This window comes from Caenimonas sedimenti (assembly GCF_007833165.1).
GTDB classification, from domain to species: Bacteria; Pseudomonadota; Gammaproteobacteria; order Burkholderiales; family Burkholderiaceae_C; genus Ramlibacter; species Ramlibacter sedimenti.
In genome coordinates, this window is the sequence record NZ_VOBQ01000009.1 from 1 (window position 1) to 19,003 (window position 19,003).

The 19,003-nt window shown below is 69.8% G+C and carries 14 protein-coding genes and 1 pseudogene; 9 read left to right on the top strand and 6 right to left on the bottom strand.

What is annotated here, in order from left to right; translation table 11 throughout:
* Positions 1–880, bottom strand: a pseudogene (locus FN976_RS28845) (hypothetical protein); the annotation flags it as partial.
* Between the two features lie 31 nt (positions 881–911).
* Here FN976_RS28845 and mnmA point away from each other — a divergent pair.
* Positions 912–2,069: a tRNA 2-thiouridine(34) synthase MnmA gene (gene mnmA, locus FN976_RS11545; RefSeq protein ID WP_145893183.1), complete on the top strand. Its 1,158-nt coding sequence runs from the start codon at positions 912–914 to the stop codon at positions 2,067–2,069.
* On the opposite strand, the gene FN976_RS11550 is transcribed toward mnmA, so the two are convergent.
* Genes FN976_RS11550 through FN976_RS11560 form a run of 3 tightly spaced genes read right to left on the bottom strand, consistent with a single transcriptional unit; the run spans position 2,047 to position 4,306 of the window.
* The gene (locus FN976_RS11550) at positions 2,047–2,559 is read right to left on the bottom strand and encodes a DUF1697 domain-containing protein (RefSeq protein WP_145893184.1); all 513 of its coding nucleotides are present in this window, start codon (positions 2,557–2,559) and stop codon (positions 2,047–2,049) included. The genes mnmA and FN976_RS11550 overlap by 23 nt on opposite strands.
* A gap of 5 nt (positions 2,560–2,564) precedes the next feature.
* A complete protein-coding gene (gene ssb, locus FN976_RS11555) occupies positions 2,565–3,068 on the bottom strand; it encodes a single-stranded DNA-binding protein (protein WP_145893185.1) in 504 nt (167 codons plus the stop codon).
* 32 nt (positions 3,069–3,100) lie between these two features.
* Positions 3,101–4,306 carry an MFS transporter gene (locus tag FN976_RS11560; RefSeq protein ID WP_145893400.1) on the bottom strand — a complete coding sequence of 402 codons (1,206 nt, stop codon included), beginning with the start codon at positions 4,304–4,306 and terminating at the stop codon, positions 3,101–3,103.
* A gap of 171 nt (positions 4,307–4,477) precedes the next feature.
* Between FN976_RS11560 and uvrA the strand changes: the two genes are divergently transcribed.
* From uvrA to FN976_RS11575, 3 genes are all read left to right on the top strand, one after another.
* On the top strand, positions 4,478–7,393 hold the full coding sequence (uvrA, locus tag FN976_RS11565) for an excinuclease ABC subunit UvrA (protein ID WP_145893186.1): 2,916 nt from the start codon (positions 4,478–4,480) through the stop codon (positions 7,391–7,393).
* 41 nt (positions 7,394–7,434) lie between these two features.
* Positions 7,435–7,887 carry an acyl-CoA thioesterase gene (locus FN976_RS11570; RefSeq protein WP_145893187.1) on the top strand — a complete coding sequence of 151 codons (453 nt, stop codon included), beginning with the start codon at positions 7,435–7,437 and terminating at the stop codon, positions 7,885–7,887.
* A 93-nt stretch (positions 7,888–7,980) separates the two neighbouring features.
* Complete coding sequence (locus tag FN976_RS11575; protein ID WP_145893188.1) at positions 7,981–8,232, top strand: GlsB/YeaQ/YmgE family stress response membrane protein; 252 nt, start codon at positions 7,981–7,983, stop codon at positions 8,230–8,232.
* Between the two features lie 3 nt (positions 8,233–8,235).
* Here the strand turns inward: FN976_RS11575 and pyrF are convergent, their stop codons facing one another.
* Positions 8,236–9,063 (bottom strand): orotidine-5'-phosphate decarboxylase, encoded by an 828-nt coding sequence (gene pyrF / locus FN976_RS11580; protein ID WP_145893189.1) that lies wholly within the window; start codon positions 9,061–9,063, stop codon positions 8,236–8,238.
* Between the two features lie 34 nt (positions 9,064–9,097).
* On the opposite strand from pyrF, the gene FN976_RS11585 reads away from it, so the two are divergent.
* The 5 genes from FN976_RS11585 (at position 9,098) to FN976_RS11605 (ending at position 18,158) form a co-directional block, all read left to right on the top strand.
* Positions 9,098–9,976: a DMT family transporter gene (locus FN976_RS11585; protein ID WP_145893190.1), complete on the top strand. Its 879-nt coding sequence runs from the start codon at positions 9,098–9,100 to the stop codon at positions 9,974–9,976.
* 42 nt (positions 9,977–10,018) lie between these two features.
* Positions 10,019–13,573, top strand: a complete 3,555-nt coding sequence (locus tag FN976_RS11590; protein WP_145893191.1) for a PAS-domain containing protein — start codon at positions 10,019–10,021, stop codon at positions 13,571–13,573.
* 128 nt (positions 13,574–13,701) lie between these two features.
* A complete protein-coding gene (locus FN976_RS11595; RefSeq protein WP_432417863.1) occupies positions 13,702–15,579 on the top strand; it encodes a PAS domain-containing hybrid sensor histidine kinase/response regulator in 1,878 nt (625 codons plus the stop codon).
* A 36-nt stretch (positions 15,580–15,615) separates the two neighbouring features.
* On the top strand, positions 15,616–16,254 hold the full coding sequence (locus FN976_RS11600) for an MBL fold metallo-hydrolase (RefSeq protein WP_145893193.1): 639 nt from the start codon (positions 15,616–15,618) through the stop codon (positions 16,252–16,254).
* Positions 16,255–16,307: 53 nt separating this feature from the next.
* Entirely contained in the window at positions 16,308–18,158 is a 1,851-nt protein-coding gene (locus FN976_RS11605; protein ID WP_145893194.1) for an NHL repeat-containing protein, read from the top strand.
* A gap of 9 nt (positions 18,159–18,167) precedes the next feature.
* Here the strand turns inward: FN976_RS11605 and FN976_RS11610 are convergent, their stop codons facing one another.
* Entirely contained in the window at positions 18,168–19,001 is an 834-nt protein-coding gene (locus FN976_RS11610; RefSeq protein ID WP_186510846.1) for a M48 family metallopeptidase, read from the bottom strand.
* Between the last annotated feature and the right edge of the window lie 2 nt (positions 19,002–19,003).

A 19,003-nucleotide genomic window follows, 5' to 3' on the forward strand; every position in this document is an offset into this window, starting at 1 on the left:
GCGGCTGCGCGGGTGCGGGCGGCGCTGGCACCGGGGCGGGCGCAGGCGCTGGCGCCGGAACGGGCGCCGGCGCGGGGACTGGCGCGGGGACCGGGGCGGGGACTGGCGCCGGGGCCGGCACGGATGCAGGCGCTGGCACAGGAGCTGGCGCAGGAACTGGCGCTGGGGCCGGCACGGGCGCTGGCGCCGGAACCGGTGCAGGAGCGGGAACTGGCGCGGGGACCGGGGCGGGTGCGGGCACCGGGGCGGGCGCGGGGACCGGCACCGGTTCAGGCGCGGGGGCAGGAGCCGGGGCCGGAACGGGAGCAGGCGCAGGCAAGGGCAGCGGCGCGGGCTGCGGCAAGGGCGCCGGGACGGGCGGCACGGGCGGCGCGGGCTCCGGCACGGGCTCCGGCGCAGGGGCGGGTTCGGGCGCCGCGGGAGGCAGCGTCAGCGTGGGCGCCGACCGCAAAGCGGGCGCCTCATCCCTCGGCTGCTCGGCCTCGCGCTGGCGCGCGCGCCGGCTCTTCTTGCGCGGCCGCAGCGGGTCCGACAACTGCGTGGTTGCCTGCAACGGCAGGCTGGACTCCGGTGTGTTCGAGAAGATCGGCAGGTTGTCCGCATCGGCGGCCCCCGGCGCCGGCAAGGTGATCGCTCGGCTGGTCCGCGCAGCTGCGGCGGCGGCGGCCGCGCTCGCACTGGCACTGCTGCTGCCGGTGCTGCTGGATTCAGGCGCCAGTGGCCGCACGACGGCCTGCACCACGTAGCGCACCGCCTGCTGCACCGGCGCGTGCTGCAGCAGCAGCCACAGCAGCGCCACGTGCAGTACGCCGGTAGCGGCCAGCGCGGTCGGCGACATCCGCTGGCGCGGCAGTTGCAGGGGAGAGGGCCTGGCGAGCATGGGACAAGAGGGCACTGGGATAATCGCACACATGGTCGGCAAGCCGCGCGTCGTGGTCGGGTTGAGCGGAGGCGTGGACTCCGCGGTCAGCGCGCACCTGTTGAAGGAACAGGGCCACGAGGTCATCGGCATCTTCATGAAGAACTGGGAGGACGACGACGACTCCGAATACTGTTCTTCCAACGAGGACTTCGTCGATGCCGCCGCGGTCGCGGACGTGCTGGGCATCGAGATCGAGCACGTCAACTTCGCGGCCGACTACAAGGACCGCGTCTTCGCCGAGTTCCTGCGCGAATACCAGGCCGGCCGCACGCCGAACCCCGACGTGCTCTGCAATGCGGAGATCAAGTTCAAGGCCTTCCTCGACCACGCGATGCGCCTCGGCGCCGACAAGATCGCCACCGGCCACTACGCACGCGTGCGGGAACGACAACAAGAAGGCGCCGGTCAAGCCGGCGCGAGCCGCTTCGAACTGCTGAAAGGGCTGGACCCCGCCAAGGACCAGAGCTACTTCCTGCACCGCCTGACCCAGGCCCAGTTGTCGAAGACGCTGTTTCCCGTCGGCGAACTCGAGAAGACGGAAGTGCGGCGGATCGCGGAAGAAATCGGCCTGCCCAACGCGAAGAAGAAGGATTCGACCGGCATCTGCTTCATCGGCGAGCGGCCGTTCCGTGAATTCCTGAACCGCTACATCTCCAAGGCACCCGGCCCGATCAAGGACGAGCGCGGCCGCACCATCGGCCAGCACCAGGGGCTGTCGTTCTACACGCTGGGGCAGCGGCAGGGGCTGGGCATCGGCGGCGTGAAGGAAAAGGGCGCGCAGCGCGGCGGGGGCGAGCACGCGCCGTGGTTCGTCGCGCGCAAGGATGTGGAGAAGAACACGCTGTGGGTGGTGCAGGGGCACGACCACCCCTGGCTGCTCTCCGGCGCGCTCGACGCGGACGATGCGAGCTGGGTTTCCGGCTCGGCGCCCGCCGCGGGCGACTACGCGTCGAAGACCCGCTACCGCCAGGCTGACGCTCCCTGTTCGTTGGCGCCACGGGCCAACGGCGAGTTCCACCTGGACTTCCCCGATGCGCAGTGGGCCGTCACGCCCGGGCAGTCCGCCGTGCTTTATGACGGCGAGGTGTGCCTCGGTGGCGGCGTGATCGCCGGCGCCGAAGCGCTCACGCCACGGCGCACTTCCTGACCGTGTCCCAGGTGCGCGTGCTGACGACCTCCTTGCCGAAGGTCCGCTCGATCAGCGCCATGAAGCTCGCGTTGCCCTGCGGCACATAGGCCGTGTAGATCTCCCGGCCATGCTGCACCAGGATGCGGGCCTGGTCCTTGGTGATCGGCAGTTCGAGCGCCGCCTGGGGCTTGCCGCCCAGGAAGGTCACAACGCGCTTCTCCTGGGCTTTCAGCTTGAACGCCGCGAAAGCGTCCTCGGCCACCAATTTCTTCAGCGCGGACTGTTTGCGCAGGATCACCGGAAAGGTGTGCGGCAGGTCTTCCATTGCCGCGACCACCTGCCGGTGCACCGCCGCCTCGGAGGCCGACTTCGCATCGAACACGACATTGCCGCTGGCCAGCACCGTGACGACCTCCGTGAAGCCGGCGTCCTCGTAGCACTGGCGCAGCTGCGCCATCTTCGCGTTCATGGGGCTCACGCCCCGCAGCAGCGCGACGTAGCGGGGCATCCGCGTTAAAACGGAATGTCGTCGTCCATGTCGTCGAAGCCGGATGCGGGCTTCGAAGGCGCGGGACGTGCACCGCCACCGCCACCGCCACCGCCGGCCGGCGGACGCTGCGGCGGCGCCGAACGGCGCGGCGCACCGCCGCCATCGTCATCGCCCGACGGACCGCCCATGCCTTGCCTGGAGCCGAGCAGCTGCATCTCGTTGGCGACGATGTCGGTGGCGGACTTCTCGACGCCGTCCTTGTCGGTGTACTTCCGATAGGTGATGCGGCCCTCGACGTAGATCGGGGTGCCCTTCTTCACATACTCACCGACAATCTCGGCGAGCCGGTCGAAGAAGGTGACGCGATGCCACTGCGTCTCTTCCACCATTTCGCCGGACGTCTTGTCCTTGCGCTTGCTGGACGTGGCCACGCTCACGTTGGCGACGGCCTGGCCGGACGGCAGGTAGCGGACTTCGGGGTCGCGGCCGCAATTGCCGACCAGGATGACTTTGTTGACGGATGCCATGAGGGGGTTCCTCCTGAAGTTGATCTGATTATCTACGTGGCTTGCGCCTCGTCGGCCAGCACTTCCTCGGCCGTCTTCCTGCCATGGGGCGCGCGCATGGGCCAGGCCACCACCAGCCACAACCCCATGAGGGCGGCGCAGGCGGCGAACAGGCCTTGTGCACCAACGTTCTTGGCGAGCCAGCCGCCGACCGCGCCGCCGGCAAAAAATCCCAGGGATTGGAGTGTGTTGTACACACCCAGCGCCGCGCCGCGCGCGTGCTTCGGGGCCACGCGCGAGGCCAGGCTGGGCTGCGTGGCCTCCAGCACGTTGAAGCCGCAGAAGAAGAAGAACAGCAGCGCGGCCAGCGCAGCGATGCCCGGCTGGCGGCTGGCGAACAGCAAGCCGATCTGGACCAGCAGCACCAGTCCGATCGCCACCAGGAACACCGCCCGCAGGTAGCCGCGGCGCTCGAGCGGGAACACGATGCCCATCACGAAGAAGGAAACCAGCACCGTCGGCAGGTAGATCTGCCAATGCGCGTCCTTGCCCAGCCCGGCCTGCACCAGCAAGGCCGGGATCGCCACCCACATGGCCAGCTGCACCGCGTGCAGCACGAAGACGCCGACATCCAGCCGCAGCAGCGGGGCGTGGTTCAGCACTTCCGACAGGCGCCCGCGTGGGGCGTTCACCTGCTGCCCCGGTGCCGGCGGCGTCCACCAGAGCACGACCGCGATGCAAGCCAGCGCCAGCACGCCCGTGACGGCGAACAGCCCCGCGAGGCCGATGCTGCCGGCCAGCACGGGCGCGGCGACGAGGGACAGCGCGAACATCAGGCCGATGCTGGCCCCCACCAGCGCCATCGCCTTCGTGCGCACTTCATCCCGGGTCTGGTCGGCCAGCAAGGCGGTCACCGCCGCCGACACGGCACCCGCGCCCTGCAGCGAACGCCCGAGGATGAGCCCCCACAGGCTGTCGGCGGAAGCGGCCAGGAAGCTGCCGGCCGCGAACACCAGCAGCCCGATGACGATGACGCGCTTGCGGCCGAACCGGTCCGACGCCATGCCGAAGGGAATCTGCAGCAGGCCCTGGGTCAGCCCGTAGATGCCCATGGCGAGGCCGACCAGGGCCGGGTCGCTGCCGCCCGGATAGCGCGCGGCTTCCAGCGCGAAGACGGGCAGCACCAGGAACAGCCCCAGCATGCGGGCGGCGAAGATGGTGGCCAGGGAGCCGCTGGCGCGGCGCTCGGCCGGCGTCATGCGGGTGGGCGGAAGGGGGGAAGAAGTCACGAAAAAGGCGAAACAGCCGGAAACAGGGGCCGGGGCGGGGCCGGCAAACCCCGCATTCTGAGGCATCGGCCCGCGGGTGGCAGGTGCAAGCCCGCGGGGCGCGGTCTATGATGCCGGGTTGTCCCGCGCACCCCTCCTCCCTTGAACTCCAGCACCGACGGCAAGTACCTTGAAAGCCCGGAAAGCGGCAAGTACCTTGCCGCGGCCATCGGCCAGCGGATCAGCATCCGCGGGGCGCGCACGCACAACCTCAAGAACATCGATCTCGACATCCCCAAGCACGCCCTGGTGGTGATCACCGGCCTGTCCGGCTCGGGCAAGTCCTCGCTCGCCTTCGACACCCTGTACGCCGAGGGCCAGCGGCGTTACGTCGAGAGCCTGTCGGCGTACGCGCGGCAGTTCCTGCAGCTGATGGACAAGCCGGACGTCGACGTGATCGAGGGCCTGTCGCCCGCGATCTCGATCGAGCAGAAGGCCACCAGCCACAACCCGCGCTCCACCGTGGGCACGGTGACCGAGATCCACGATTACCTGCGCCTGCTGTTCGCGCGCGCCGGCACGCCGTTCTGCCCGCAGCACAACATCCCGCTGCAGTCGCAGACGGTGTCGCAGATGGTGGATGCGGTGCTGGCGCTGCCGGAAGACACCCGGCTGATGGTCCTGGCCCCGGTGGCGCGCGACCGCAAGGGCGAGTTCGTCGAACTGTTCGCCGAGATGCAGGGCCAGGGCTACGTGCGCTTCCGCGTCGCCGGTGAGGTGGTGGAGTTCGACAACCTGCCCAAGCTGAAGAAGTCCGAGAAGCACGACATCGACGTGGTGATCGACCGCGTCAAGGTGAAGGCGGAGATCCAGCAGCGCCTCGCCGAAAGCTTCGAGGCGGCGCTGCGCTTGGCCGATGGCCGCGCGCTGGCCGTGGTGATGGACACGGGCGAGGAACACTGGTTCAACGCCAAGTTCGCCTGCCCCATCTGCAACTATTCGATCAGCGAGCTGGAGCCGCGGCTCTTCTCGTTCAACTCGCCGGTGGGCGCCTGCCCCACTTGCGACGGCCTCGGCACCATGGAGTTCTTCGACCCGGACCGGGTCGTGGCCTTCCCCGAACTCTCGCTGGCCAGCGGCGCCATCAAGGGCTGGGACCGGCGCAACGCCTACTACTTCAGCTTCGTCGAAAGCCTGGCGCGCCACTACAAGTTCAACCCGGAGGTGCCGTTCCAGGAGCTGGCCCTGCCGGTCCAGCAGGCGCTGCTGCACGGCTCGGGCGACGAGGAGATCCGCTTCACGTACACGCTGGAGTCGGGCCACTCGGCCGGCCGCAAGCTGACGAAGAAGCACGCCTTCGAGGGCATCATCCCCAACATGGAGCGGCGCTACCGCGAAACCGATTCGTCGGCCGTGCGGGAGGAACTCGCGCGCTACCGCAGCATGCAGCCCTGCCTGGAATGCCAGGGCACGCGGCTGCGCAGCGAGGCGCGGCACGTGAAGCTGGGCGAGGACGCCGGCGCCAAGGCCATCTACGAGATCGGCCGCATGACGCTGCGCGAGAGCCACGCCTACTTCATGGCGCTGCACCTGCAAGGCGCCAAGGGCGAGATCGCCGACAAGGTGGTGCGCGAGATCGGCAACCGGCTCAAGTTCCTGAACGACGTCGGCCTGAACTACCTGAGCCTGGACCGCAGCGCGGAAACACTGTCGGGCGGCGAAGCGCAACGCATCCGCCTCGCCTCGCAGATCGGCTCGGGGCTCACCGGCGTGATGTACGTGCTGGACGAGCCCAGCATCGGCCTGCACCAGCGCGACAACGACCGCCTGATCGCCACCCTGCAGCACCTGCGCGACCTGGGCAACAGCGTGCTGGTGGTGGAGCACGACGAGGACATGGTGCGCGCCGCCGACTATGTGGTCGACATGGGGCCGGGCGCCGGCATCCACGGTGGCAAGGTGGTGGCGCAAGGCACGCCGGCCGAGGTGGAGGCGAGTGAAGCGTCCCTCACCGGCCGCTACATGTCCGGCAAGCTGAAGATCCCGGTGCCGGCCAGGCGCAATCGCCTGGGCGAACAACTCGATCCACAGGTCCTGCGGATTGCGGGCGCCGCCGGCAACAACCTGAAGGGCGTGACGGTCGACATCCCCGTCGGCCTGTTCACCTGCGTCACGGGTGTTTCCGGCTCCGGCAAATCGACGCTGGTGAACGACACGCTCTATGCCGCGGTGGCGCGCGAGCTGTACCGGGCGCACGAAGAGCCGGCGGTGCACGAGGCCATCGAAGGCATCGAGCACTTCGACAAGGTCATCAACGTCGACCAGTCGCCGATCGGGCGCACGCCGCGCAGCAACCCGGCCACCTACACCGGCCTGTTCACGCCGATCCGCGAGCTGATGGCGGAGACCAACGTGGCCAAGGAGCGCGGCTACGGGCCGGGCCGCTTCTCGTTCAACGTCGCGGGCGGGCGCTGCGAAGCCTGCCAGGGCGACGGCGTGGTCAAGGTGGAGATGCACTTCCTGCCGGACGTCTACGTGCCGTGCGACGTCTGCAAGGGCCAGCGCTACAACCGCGAAACGCTGGAAGTGCAATGGAAGGGCCGCAACATCGCGCAGCTCCTCGACATGACGGTGGAAGACGCCCTCGCCTTCCTGAAGCCGGTGCCCACCATCGCGCGCAAGCTGCAGACGCTGCTGGACGTGGGCCTGTCGTACATCAAGCTGGGGCAATCGGCGACCACGCTGTCCGGCGGCGAGGCGCAGCGGGTCAAGCTGGCGCTGGAACTCTCCAAGCGCGACACCGGCCGCACGCTCTACATCCTCGACGAGCCCACCACCGGCCTGCACTTCGCCGACATCGACCTGCTGCTGCGCGTGCTGCACCAGTTGCGCGACGCCGGCAACACCATCGTGGTCATCGAGCACAACCTGGACGTGATCAAGACGGCGGACTGGGTGATCGACATGGGGCCGGAAGGTGGCGACGGCGGCGGCCAGGTCGTGGCCGCCGGCACGCCGGAAGACATCGCCGCTCATCCCGCCAGCCATACCGGCCGGTACCTTCAGCGCTACCTCTGAGCGCCGCGCGCCTATAACGGGCCTGGGAGACCACCCCAACCATGTCCGCCATCACCCTGCGTTTCCTCGCCGAGCCCCACACCATCAACTTCGGTGGCAAGGTCCACGGCGGCACCGTCATGAAATGGATCGACGAGGCCGGCTACGCCTGCGCCACGCGGTGGTCCAAGAGCTATTGCGTCACGGTCTACGTGGGTGGCATCCGTTTCCACCGGCCGATCCGCATCGGCGAACTGGTCGAGGTGGAGGCGCGGCTGGCCTACACCGGCAACACCAGCATGAACATCACGGTGGAGGTCCGCAGCGGCGACATGAAGGGCGGCGAGATGGAGATGACCACCGAATGCCTGATCGTGTTCGTGGCCGTCGATTCGGATGGGCGGCCGCTGCCGGTGGAAAGCTGGACGCCGGAAACCCCCGGCGAGATGGCGCTGGCGCAGCATGCGAAGGCCGTGCTGGATGCCTCGCGCGCCGCGACGGCGCCGCGGGGCTGAATCGGACCCCCGAAACGCGCCCACGCCTACAAGCTCGGCGGTTGGCCGACCCTAGCATCCCTGCATCGACACATCCGCAGGGAGCGCAAGGAAATGGGCATCATCACCACCATCGTCATCGGCTTCATCGTCGGGCTGCTCGCCCGCGCGCTCAAGCCGGGCAACGACAGCATGGGCATCATCCTCACCACGCTGGTCGGTATCGCCGGTTCCTTCATCGCGCGCTACGCCGGCGTGGCGCTCGGCATCTACAACGAAGGCGACCCGATCGGCTGGATCGCGTCCATCCTCGGCGCGATGGTCCTGCTGCTGGTGATCAGCCTGTTCCGCGGCCGCGCGCGGTAACGTTCAGGACGCTTTGGCGGCCTCGAGCAGGTCGCGGGTGCGGCGCGCCTCGCGCCGCGCGGCTTCCGCATAGCCCTCGCCATCGGATGCATAGATGATGGCGCGGCCGGAGTTCACGACGATGGGCGCGTCCGCGCGCCAGCCGGCGCGCACCGTCGCCACCGCATCGCCGCCCTGCGCGCCGACCCCGGGAATCAGCAGCGGCACCGTCGGCGCGATGGCGCGCACCCTTTCGATCTCGGCCGGATAGGTGGCGCCGACCACCAGGCCCAGTTGACCGTTCAGGTTCCAGGGGCCCTGGGCGAGCCGCGCGACGTGCTCGTAGAGCAGCGGCTGGCCTTCGACCGAGGCCAGCCGCTGGTTCTGCAGGTCGTCGCCGCCGGGGTTCGAGGTGCGGCACAACAGGAACGCGCCCTTGCCTTCGTACTTCAAGTAAGGCTGGACCGAGTCGAAGCCCATGAAGGGCGAGAGCGTCACCGCGTCGGCCCCGTACCGTTCGAACACTTCCCGCGCGTATTGCTCCGCGGTCGAGCCGATGTCGCCGCGCTTGGCGTCGAGGATCACCGGCACGTGCGGCAGGTTGTCGCGCAAGTGGCGCATCAGCCGTTCGAGCTGGTCTTCGGCGCGGTGCGCGGCGAAATACGCGATTTGCGGCTTGAAGGCGATCACCAGGTCCTCGGTGGCATCACAGATGCGCGCGCAGAACTCGTAGATCCGGGAAGCGTCGTTCTTCAGGTCGGCCGGGAACCGCGAAGGTTCGGGGTCCAGCCCCACGCACAGCATCGAGCCGTTGCGTTGCTGCGCGCCGCGCAGCATGTCGATGAAATTCATGGGAGGATTCTAGGTTCTTCACCATCGGGACTCCATGGTCGCTCTCACACCCCGGCAACTGGTCCTGCTCGCCCTGCTCACCATCGTCTGGGGCATCAACTGGCCCGTGATGAAACTGGGCGTGACGAACTACCCGCCCCTCACCTTTCGCGCGCTGTCGATGGTGCTGGGGATCCCGGTGCTGGCACTCGGCCTGTTGGCGCTGCGCGTGCCGTTCACGCTGCCGCGCCGCCACTGGCGCGAGCTCTTGCTGCTGGCCGCGACCAACATGTTCGTCTGGCACGTCTGCATCATCCTCGCCGTGCGCACGCTCTCCAGCGGCCGTGCCGCGATCCTTGGCTACACCATGCCGATCTTCTCCGCCGTGCTCGGCGCGCTGCTGTTTTCCGCCGCGCTGTCGCGGCGCGGCTGGCTGGGCGTCGGCGCGGCCGCCCTGGGGGTCACCCTGCTGCTTTGGCACGAGTTCACCCAGCTGGCGGGGCGGCCAGCCGGCGTGGCGCTGGCGCTGGTCGCGGCCGCGACCTGGGCGCTGGGCACCCAGTTGCTGCGGCGCACCACGATCGACGTGCCCACGCTGACGATCTCGTTCTGGATGACGGTGCTCACGACCGGCGTCATGGCCGCCCTCGCCTCCGTCTTCGAGTCCCCGCAGTGGCGCTGGCCGGATGGCGATGCCGGCTGGACCATCGTGTTCAATGCCGTGCTGATCTTCGGGTTCGCGCACGCGACCTGGTTCTACCTCGCGCGCGGACTCCCGCCAGTGGCCTCCACGCTGAGCGTGATGTTCATCCCCGTGCTGGGGGTCTTCAGCGGTGCCGTGTGGCTGAAGGAGCCTTTGCACTGGCAGGACTGGGCGGCGGTGGTCCTGATGGTCGTGTCCATCGGCTCCGTGCTCTGGCCGGCGCGGCGCTGAACGGAGAGGCCGTCGCGGGCCCGCGTCTATCATCTCCGCAGCATGGACGCCGCCCCTCCCGCCAGCATGACGGACGCCGAACACGAACGCCGCCGGCTCGCCCGGCTGCGCATGCTGGCCGTGCTCGACACCGAGCCGGAGCCGGTGTTCGACTCGCTCGTGCGGATCGCCGCCTCGGTCTGCGGCGTGCCGATCGCGCTGATCAGCCTGATCGACGAAGACCGGCAGTGGTTCAAGGCCAACCTGGGCCTCGATGGCGTGCCCGAGACGCCGCGCGCCGTGGCGTTCTGCGACCACGCCATCCGCCAGGGCCAGGTGATGGAAGTGGCCGACGCGACGCGCGACGACCGCTTCGATACCAATCCGCTGGTCACGTCCGATCCCAACATCCGCTTCTACGCCGGTGCGCCGCTCACCATGCCCAGCGGCGAACGCATCGGCACCCTGTGCGTGATCGACCGGCAGCCCGGGCAGCTCAGCACGGAGCAGTTGTCGGCGTTGCGCGACCTGGCGCAGGTGGTGCAGTGGGCGCTGCTGCAGCGCGAGCGCCTGCACGACCTGACGGTGGTGGGCGACGAGTCGCGCTTCCAGGCGATCTCCTATGCCACGCCGTTCGGCATCTTCCAGGCGGATGAAGCCGGCACCGTGTTCCACGTCAACGGACGCTGGCAGGAACTGTTCGGGCTGGAGATGGAGCGCAACCTGGGCTCGGGCTGGCAGGACGCCGTCGTGGCGCCGGACCAGGCCGCTCTCCGCGCGGGTTGGGCCCGGGCCGTGGCGGCGGCGCAGCCGTTCGACCAGGAATTCCAGGTGCGGCATCCGGACGGCAGGGTCTGCGCCGTGCACCTGCAGGCGCGCCCGGCCCGCTGGGGCGAGCCACCGCGCAGCGGCTTCATCGGCGTGGCCGGCGACATCACCGCGCGCAAGGAGAGCGAGCACCGGACGCTGCGCGCCAACCGCTTTCTCGAGCGGGCCGAACGCCTGAGCGGCGTCGGCGGCTGGGAGGTGGACCTGCGCAGCCGCACCGTCCGGTGGACCGACCAGAATTGCCGCATCTACGAGCTGCCTGCCGGCCACCAGCCGGCATTCGACGAGCACCGCCGCTTCTTCGACGCCGAGGCCCTGCGCCGCATGGACGAAACGGCGCAGCGGGCCATCGCGCATGGTGAGTCCTGGGACCTGGAGCTGCCCATGACGACGGCGCAGGGCCGGGCCATCTGGGTGCGCTCGGTCGGCCAGGCGGAGTTCGAGCGGGGGGTGCCGGTGCGGCTGGTGGGGGCACTCCAGGATGTGACGCAGCAGAAGGAATCGCGCGACGCGCTGGAGCAGGCGCACCAGCTGCTGGCCAGCATCGTGGAGAACCTGCCGGGGGGCGTGAGCGTGTTCGATGCGCGGCAACGCCTGGTGCTGCACAACAGCCGCTTCCGCACTCTGCTCGACTTCCCCGACGGGCTGTTCGAGAGCGATCCCACGCTGGACCGCTTCATCCGCTTCGACACCGCGCGCGGCGTGTATGGCGCGGGGCCGGTCGAGGCGACCGTGGCGGCGCGCATCGCCGACGCCACCGCCCGCGAGACGCGCCACTTCCAGATGCAGCGCGCCGGCGGCGAGACGCTGGAGATCCGCCGGTCCCCGTTGCCGGGCGGCGGCTTCGTCACCACCTACGCCGACATCACGCTGGCCAAGGCCGCCGAGCAGGCATTGCGCGAAAGCGAGGAGCGGCAAAAACGCGCCCTCGATGCGTCGCGGCTGGTCCTGTGGGACCTCGACCTGGCCAGCGGCAAGCTGTACCTGTCGGAGCACTGGTCGGAATGGATGGGCGGGCCCCGTCTCCCGCAGGTCACCACGCCGGAAGCGCTCGTCCTGCTGGTGCCGGACGCAGAACAGCAGGCGCTGACCGACGCGCTGGGCGCGCTGCTGCAGGGCCACAGCGACCGGTATGCGGTGGAGCACCGGGTGCGCCGGCCGGACGGGAGCCTGATCTGGATCCACAGCGAAGGCAAGGTGACCGAGCGCGATGCCGAGGGCCGGGCGCTGCATGCCACCGGCACCAACCAGGACATCACGGCGCGCAAGGCGGCCGAGGCCGAGGTGCAGCAGGCCCGGGAAACCGCGGAGGAAGCCAACCGCGCCAAGAGCGAATTCCTCGACAACGTGAGCCACGAGATCCGCACGCCCCTGAACGGCGTGCTGGGCATGACGCGGCTGCTGCTGGCCGAGCCCTTGACCGCGCAGCAGCGCAAATACGTGCAGCTGGCCGATGCCAGCGCGGCGTCGCTGCTGGAGCTGATCAACGACCTGCTGGACCTGGGCAAGATCGAGGCCGGCCGGATCGAGCTGGAAGCCATCCCGTTCCGGCTGGACGAATTGCTGGCGCAACTGGGCGAGCTGTACCGGTTGCGGGCGCAGGAGAAGCAACTGCGCTTCACGGTGGCCCTGGCCGCCGACGTGCCCCTGGCGGTGGAAGGCGACCCCGGGCGGCTGCGCCAGATCCTGAACAACCTGCTGTCGAACGCCCTCAAGTTCACCGCCCGAGGCGAATTCGGGCTGCGCGTGGCACGCGCCCACGCGGGCGCGCAGGACCTGCTGCGCTTCAGTGTGCATGACAGCGGCATCGGCATCGCGCCGGAGGCGCGGCAGCGGCTGTTCACGCGGTTTTCGCAGGCCGACAGTTCGACCACCCGCAAGTACGGCGGCACCGGCCTCGGCCTGGCCATCGTGAAGGAGTTGTGCGCCCAGATGGGCGGCCAGGTGGAAGTCGAGAGCGTCGAAGGCCAGGGCTCCATCTTTCACTGCAGCCTGCCGTTGCAGGGCGTGGCTCCGGACACCGTCGCCCCGCAGCCCTCTCAGGGGCCGGCGCCCCGCGTCGAGCGGCCGCAGCGCCTGCTGGTGGCCGAGGACAACCCCACCAACCAGGTGGTCGTGCGCGGGCTGCTGGCCCAGGCCGGCTACCGCAACGTGCGGCTGGTGGAGAACGGTGAAGAGGCCGTGGCGGCGGCCACGGGCGAGGCCTTCGACGCCATCCTGATGGACTGCCGGATGCCGGTGATGGACGGCTACGAAGCCACGGCGCGCCTGCGCGCGGCCGGCTGCCGCACCCCCATCATCGCGCTCACCGCCAACGCCTCGGAGGACGAGCGGCGGCGTTGCCTCGCGCAGGGCATGGACGACTACCTCACCAAGCCGATCGACAGCCTCCGGCTCGCCCGCGTGCTGGCGACCTGGACGTCCGCGCCGCCGGAAGGGCCGGCGCGCGAACCATCAACGGCGCCGGGTGCCGCCCGGGCCCGCGCCCTCGAGCAGCTGGGCGGCGACCCCGAGTTGCTGCAGGTGGCCCTGGCCTCATTCCGCCAGCACGCACCCGGCGTGCTGGCGCAGGCCGCGCAGGCGCTGGCCGAGGGCCGCGGCACGGACTTGCACCGGCACCTGCACTCGCTGGCGGGCTCGTCAGGGATGGTCGGCGCCGATGCACTGCACCGGCAGGCGCGGCACATGGAAGCGCTGGCCCAGGACGGCCAGCATGCCGCCCTGCAGCACGAGTGGCCCGAGTTGCGATCGCTGCTGGACGGATTCCTGGCCGAGAGCGCCGGCTGGTAGGCGGCTGTAGGACGGCACCGCGAATCCGGATCCGGGCTCGGCCACGGCACAGCCGCGCCTGAAATAATGGCTTCCTGCCACGCACCCGGTCCCCCGGATTGAACGCCGACCCCTCCAGCCCTTCCGCCCTGTCCGACCAGCGCCTGCAGCTGCTGATCGATTCCGTCGTCGACTACGGGATCTTCACGCTGGATTCGCAGGGCTACATCCAGTCCTGGAACACCGGGGCCGCCCGGCTCAAGGGCTACAGCCGCGACGAAATCGTCGGGCGCCACTTCTCGACCTTCTACACCCCGGAAGCCGTCGAATCGCGCTGGCCGCAGGAAGAGCTGCGCCTCGCCAAGGAGCGCGGCCGTTTCGAGGACGAAGGCTGGCGGGTGCGCAAGGACGGCTCGCGGTTCTGGGCCAACGTCGTCATCACGGCACTGCACGCGCCCGACGGCGAGCTGACCGGCTATGCCAAGATCACCCGCGACCTGACGGAGCGGCGCCGCCACGAGGAGGAGTTGCGCGCCAGCGAAGAGCGCTTCCGGCTGCTGGTGAACGGTGTGCGCGACTACGCGATCTTCATGCTCGACCCCGAGGGCATCATCCGCAGCTGGAACGCCGGTGCGCAGGCGATCAAGGGCTACACCGCGGACGAGGTGATCGGCCTGCACTTCAGCCTGTTCTACACGCCGCAGGACCGCCAGGCCGGCGAGCCGGCCATTGAACTGCGCGTCGCGCGCGAGAAGGGCCGGGTCGAAAACGAAGGGTGGCGCGTTCGCAAGGATGGTTCCCTCTTCTGGGCGAACGTGGTGGTCACGGCGGTCTATGACCGCAGCGGCGCGCTGGTGGGCTTCGCCAAGGTCACGCGCGACATGAGCGACCGGCGCCGCCTGGAAGAGCTGGAAAGCTCGAGCCGGCGCATGAATGAATTCCTGGCGATGCTGGCGCACGAGCTGCGCAATCCGCTGGCCCCGATCCGCAATGCGGTCACCATCATGCAGCTGGAGCCGACGGCGAGCCCGGCGCTGCGCAACTGCCGCGACGTGATCGACCGGCAACTGACCCACATCACCCGGCTGGTCGACGACCTGCTGGATGTCGGCCGCCTCACCACCGGCAAGATCAGGCTGCGCAAGGAGATCGTGCGGCTGGCGGACGTGGTGACCCGCAGCGTGGAGGCGATCCGGCCGGTGATGACCGCGCGGCGCCACACGCTGACGGTGCAGGAGCCCGAGCAGCAGGTGCTGGTGCACGGCGACCTCACGCGGCTGGCGCAGGTCCTGCAGAACCTGCTGGTGAACGCGGCCAAGTACACGCCCGATGGCGGCAGTGTCCAGCTCCGCGTGGAGGTGCAGGATGGCCTGGCCGCCATCTCGGTGACCGACAACGGCCGTGGCCTGGCGCCCGAGAACCTGGCGCGCATCTTCGAACTGTTCATGCAGACCGAGACCGGTCCCTCGTCGCCCGTGGAAAGCGGCCTGGGCATCGGGCTGACCCTGGCGCGCTCGCTGGCCGAAATGCACGGCGGCACCATCGATGCCAGCAGCCCCGGCCTCGGGCAGGGCAGCACCTTCACCGTGCGCCTGCCGACCGCACCCGATGCCGTGGTGGCCGAGGACAGCGCGGCGGAAGCGCTCGAGGCCGGCGCGCTTCGCGTGCTGGTGATCGACGACAACCGCGACTCGGCGGATAGCGCCAGCGAAGTGCTGCGGCTGCTCGGCAACCGGGTGGAATGCGCCTATGACGGCGAATCGGCGCTGACGCTGGCGCCGCGCTTCCGTCCCGACGTCGTGCTGCTCGACCTGGCGATGCCGGGACTGGACGGCTACGAAACGCGCGAACGGCTCGCGGCGGCCGGCGTGCGGCGGCCCTTCTTCGTCGCCATGACCGGCTACGGCAACGAGGAGGACAAGCGCCGCACCCGCGAAGCGGGCTTCGACGCGCACCTCACCAAGCCGGTGGAGCTGGATGCGCTGATGGCGCTGTTGCGGCAGGCGCGGGAGCGCGGCCCGTCCTAGCGTTTGACTATGATTTGAGCGGCCATCATCGCCAGCATGCTCCGCTACTTCACCCACCCCGTCACCCACTTCGCCCAGAACTGCTCCATCGTCTATGACGACGGCACATTGCAGGCCGCCATCATCGACCCCGGCGGCGACATCGACCGGCTGCTGGCCGCCATCGCTGGCAAGGGCCTGAAGCTCGAGCAGATCTGGCTCACGCACGCGCACATCGATCACGCGGGCGGCACGGCGGCACTGGCCCAGCGCCTCCAGCTCCCCATCATCGGCCCGCACCCCGCCGACCAGTTCTGGATCGATGCGCTGCCGCAGCAGGGTGCGATGTTCGGGTTCCCCGCGGTCGACGCATTCCAGCCCACGCGCTGGCTGCAGGACGGCGACACGGTCGAACTGGCGGGTCACGTGCTGCACGTGCGGCACTGTCCGGGCCACACCCCTGGACACGTCGTCTTCCATTCGCCGGAGATGGGGCGCGCCTTTGTGGGCGACGTGCTGTTCGCCGGCAGCATCGGCCGCACGGATTTCCCGCAGGGGGACCACGCCACCCTGATCGCGAGCATCACGCAGCGCCTGTGGCCGATGGGGGACGAGACGGTGTTCATCCCCGGCCATGGTCCCGAAAGCACTTTCGGCGCGGAGCGAAAGACCAACCCCTACGTGCGCGGTACCTGAACGGGTCGTGAGAAAATGTATCCAGCGGGTGCCGCCCGCCTGGAGGGGCTCTTTTGAAGTACGAATGGATTCGCGGCGCCGCCGCATTGACGTTGGCGCTGCTCGTCGCCGGCTGCGGTGGCGGCGCAGGCACGCAGCCGACGGTGGCGACCGCGCTCAAGGCCGACGCCGCCCCCGCGTTCAGCGGCAACGGCACCTGGTGGGTGCCCACCGAGCCGGGCACCGGCTTCTTCTTCGAAGCGCAGGGAGCCACCGGCGTCGCCACCTTCTTCGTCTTCGACGCCGAAGGCCGGCCGACCTGGGTGTCGGCGGCAGGCAGCTTCATCGCCGAAGGCGCGGGCTTCCGCTTCCAGGGCGGGTTGCAGCGCTTTCGCGGCGGACAGGCGGCGAATGTGGTCTACCACGTTCTGCCGACCGCCACGGCCGTCGGCAACGTCAGCATCGCTTTCAGCGGCACCAGCGCGCAGGTCACCCTGCCGCAGCGCAGCTTCACGGCACAGAAGTTCTCGACGCTGGCCACACCCGTGGCCGGCCTGCAGCCTGAAACCGGCATCTACTGGAACCCCGACCAGAGCGGGCGCGGCTACACCGTGGAGGCCCTCGGCGACACGCTGACCGTGACGATGTTCCATTACGACGAACGCGGTGAACCGACCTGGCATCTCGCCGCGGGTCCCATGCGGGCGGGCGGCTTCAATGCGGGGTTCATGCGCTATTCCGGCGGCCAGACCCTGGACGGCCCTTACCGCGCGCCGGCCCAGCCCCTGCTCCAGGGGGCCTTGGGCGCCAGCTTCGTGCATGCCTGCAGCGCCAACCTCTGGCTGCCCGGCATGGACTCGCTGGCCGTCCGGCGCTTCAGCTTCGGCGGCCTGCCGGCCGGCGGTGAATGCCGCTGGAACAGCGGCCCCGCGGCCCGCACCGCGGCCGAGGGACCGCTGGTCGCGAACCTCCAGTCCATCCTGGCCAGCGCTTCCAAGGGTTTCTCGCAGCCCACGGCCGTGGCGGTCGACGCGGCCGGCAATGCCTACGTCACCGACGAAGGCACCCACACCGTCATGAAGGTGGCGCGCGACGGCACCACGACGACGATCGCCGGGCTGGCGGGAGAAAGCGGCTTCGCCGACGGCCGGGGGACGGGGGCGCGCTTCGCCAAGCCCGCGGGCATCGCCGTCGACGCGCAGGGCGTGCTCTACGTGTCCGACCGCGAGAACAACGCGATCCGCAAGATCCTTCCGGATGGCACCGTGACCACCCTCGCGGGCCGGCCGCACCTGCCAGAGGTCGTCAACGGGCCGCTGGCGAGTGCCCGCTTCTCCCGCCCGGGCCGGCTCAAGATCGACGCGGCCGGCAACCTCTACGTGGCCGAAGGCGGTGGTGTCCGCAAGATCGGCACCGACGGCATGGTGTCCGCGCTGGTGGGTGGCCTGTCGGTGAACCAGCGGCTGCTCGGCGATGGCGCCAACGCGGGTTTCCACATCGTCCAGAGCGTGGCGGTGGACGCCACTGGCAACGTCTACGTGACGGAACTGGACACCGCCCTGCGCGGCTGGCTGCGCAAGTTCGACGCCGCGGGGCGGATGGTGGCGCTGCCGGACACGGTGGACGGCACGCGCCCGCTCATCGACCCGACGGACCTGGCGGTGGACGAGAACGGGAACCTCTATGTGCTGTCCAGCGGCAGCGAGACCACGCCCGAGATGATCTACCAGGGCGTTTTCAAGATCACGCCGCAAGGCGTGACGACGCTCTACGCAGGCGCCGTGGTCCCGCGGCTTCCCGCACCCGGCCAGCTGACGCGCCTGATGGGTGAGCCGTTCGGCATCGCGCTGGACCCGGGCGCGGCCGGAGGCCGGCGCGCCATGGTGGCGGACCATACCGGCCGGGTCTGGCAGCTCCTGCCCTGAGGCGGCGCCTCAGCGGCGCCCGGTCGCCTGCTGGTACAGCCCCTTCACCTTGGGGACGTTTTCCTGCAGCCGCTTGATGCGGTCGGGCCCGGTCGGGTGGGTGGACAGGAAGCCAGGCACGTTGCCGCCACCCGCCTTCGCCATTTTTTCCCACAAGGTCACCGAAGCGTCCGGGTGGTAGCCGCCCCGCGCCGCCAGCTCGAGGCCGACCAGGTCGGCTTCGACTTCGTCGTCGCGGCTGAACTTCAGCGTGATCAGCTGGGTGCCGACGTTCGCCGCGAGGTCGCCCAACTGGCCGAGGCCGAACAGCTGCGCGCCCAGCGACAGCAGCGCGCCGGTGCCCTGGCTCTTGGCGATGCGCGCCCGCGCATGCTCCCGCAGCGCGTGGGCCATCTCGTGGCCCATCACCATCGCGGTTTCGTCGTCCGTGAGCTTCAGCTTGTCGAGGATGCCGGTGTAGAAGGCGATCTTCCCGCCGGGCATGCAGAAGGCGTTGATCTGCTGGCTGCCGATCAGGTTCACCTCCCATTGCCACTTGCGGGCGCGGTCGTTCCAGCGCGCCGCGTGCGGGATGAGCCGCTTGGCGATGGCGCGCAGATGCTGCACCTGGGGGTGACTCTCGGGCGCGAGCGCGCGCTTGGCGCGGGCCTGCTCCAGCATCTGGCTGTACTGCTGGGTCGCGGCGTGCTCGAGCTGGTCGGCCGGGACCAGCTTGCGCAGCCCCGAAGCGTCGCCAACGTCGACCTGCGCCAGCACCGGCCCGGCGGCCAGGGCGCCGGCGGCCAGCAGGAAGCCGCGGCGGCCGGCCCACGGGGATGATTTGGCGTGGCACAGTTGGCACATCC

What these genes read in the sequence shown, in the direction of transcription:
- FN976_RS11600 (WP_145893193.1), top strand. Translation starts at nt 15,616, where the DNA reads ATGCTCCGCTACTTCACCCACCCCGTCACCCACTTCGCCCAGAACTGC.
- FN976_RS11585 (WP_145893190.1), top strand. Translation starts at nt 9,098, where the DNA reads ATGGTCGCTCTCACACCCCGGCAACTGGTCCTGCTCGCCCTGCTCACC.
- FN976_RS11590 (WP_145893191.1), top strand. Translation starts at nt 10,019, where the DNA reads ATGGACGCCGCCCCTCCCGCCAGCATGACGGACGCCGAACACGAACGC.
- FN976_RS11610 (WP_186510846.1), bottom strand. Translation starts at nt 19,001, where the DNA reads ATGTGCCAACTGTGCCACGCCAAATCATCCCCGTGGGCCGGCCGCCGC.
- mnmA (WP_145893183.1), top strand. Translation starts at nt 912, where the DNA reads ATGGTCGGCAAGCCGCGCGTCGTGGTCGGGTTGAGCGGAGGCGTGGAC.
- FN976_RS11560 (WP_145893400.1), bottom strand. Translation starts at nt 4,306, where the DNA reads ATGACGCCGGCCGAGCGCCGCGCCAGCGGCTCCCTGGCCACCATCTTC.
- FN976_RS11550 (WP_145893184.1), bottom strand. Translation starts at nt 2,559, where the DNA reads ATGCCCCGCTACGTCGCGCTGCTGCGGGGCGTGAGCCCCATGAACGCG.
- ssb (WP_145893185.1), bottom strand. Translation starts at nt 3,068, where the DNA reads ATGGCATCCGTCAACAAAGTCATCCTGGTCGGCAATTGCGGCCGCGAC.
- pyrF (WP_145893189.1), bottom strand. Translation starts at nt 9,063, where the DNA reads ATGAATTTCATCGACATGCTGCGCGGCGCGCAGCAACGCAACGGCTCG.
- FN976_RS11575 (WP_145893188.1), top strand. Translation starts at nt 7,981, where the DNA reads ATGGGCATCATCACCACCATCGTCATCGGCTTCATCGTCGGGCTGCTC.
- FN976_RS11570 (WP_145893187.1), top strand. Translation starts at nt 7,435, where the DNA reads ATGTCCGCCATCACCCTGCGTTTCCTCGCCGAGCCCCACACCATCAAC.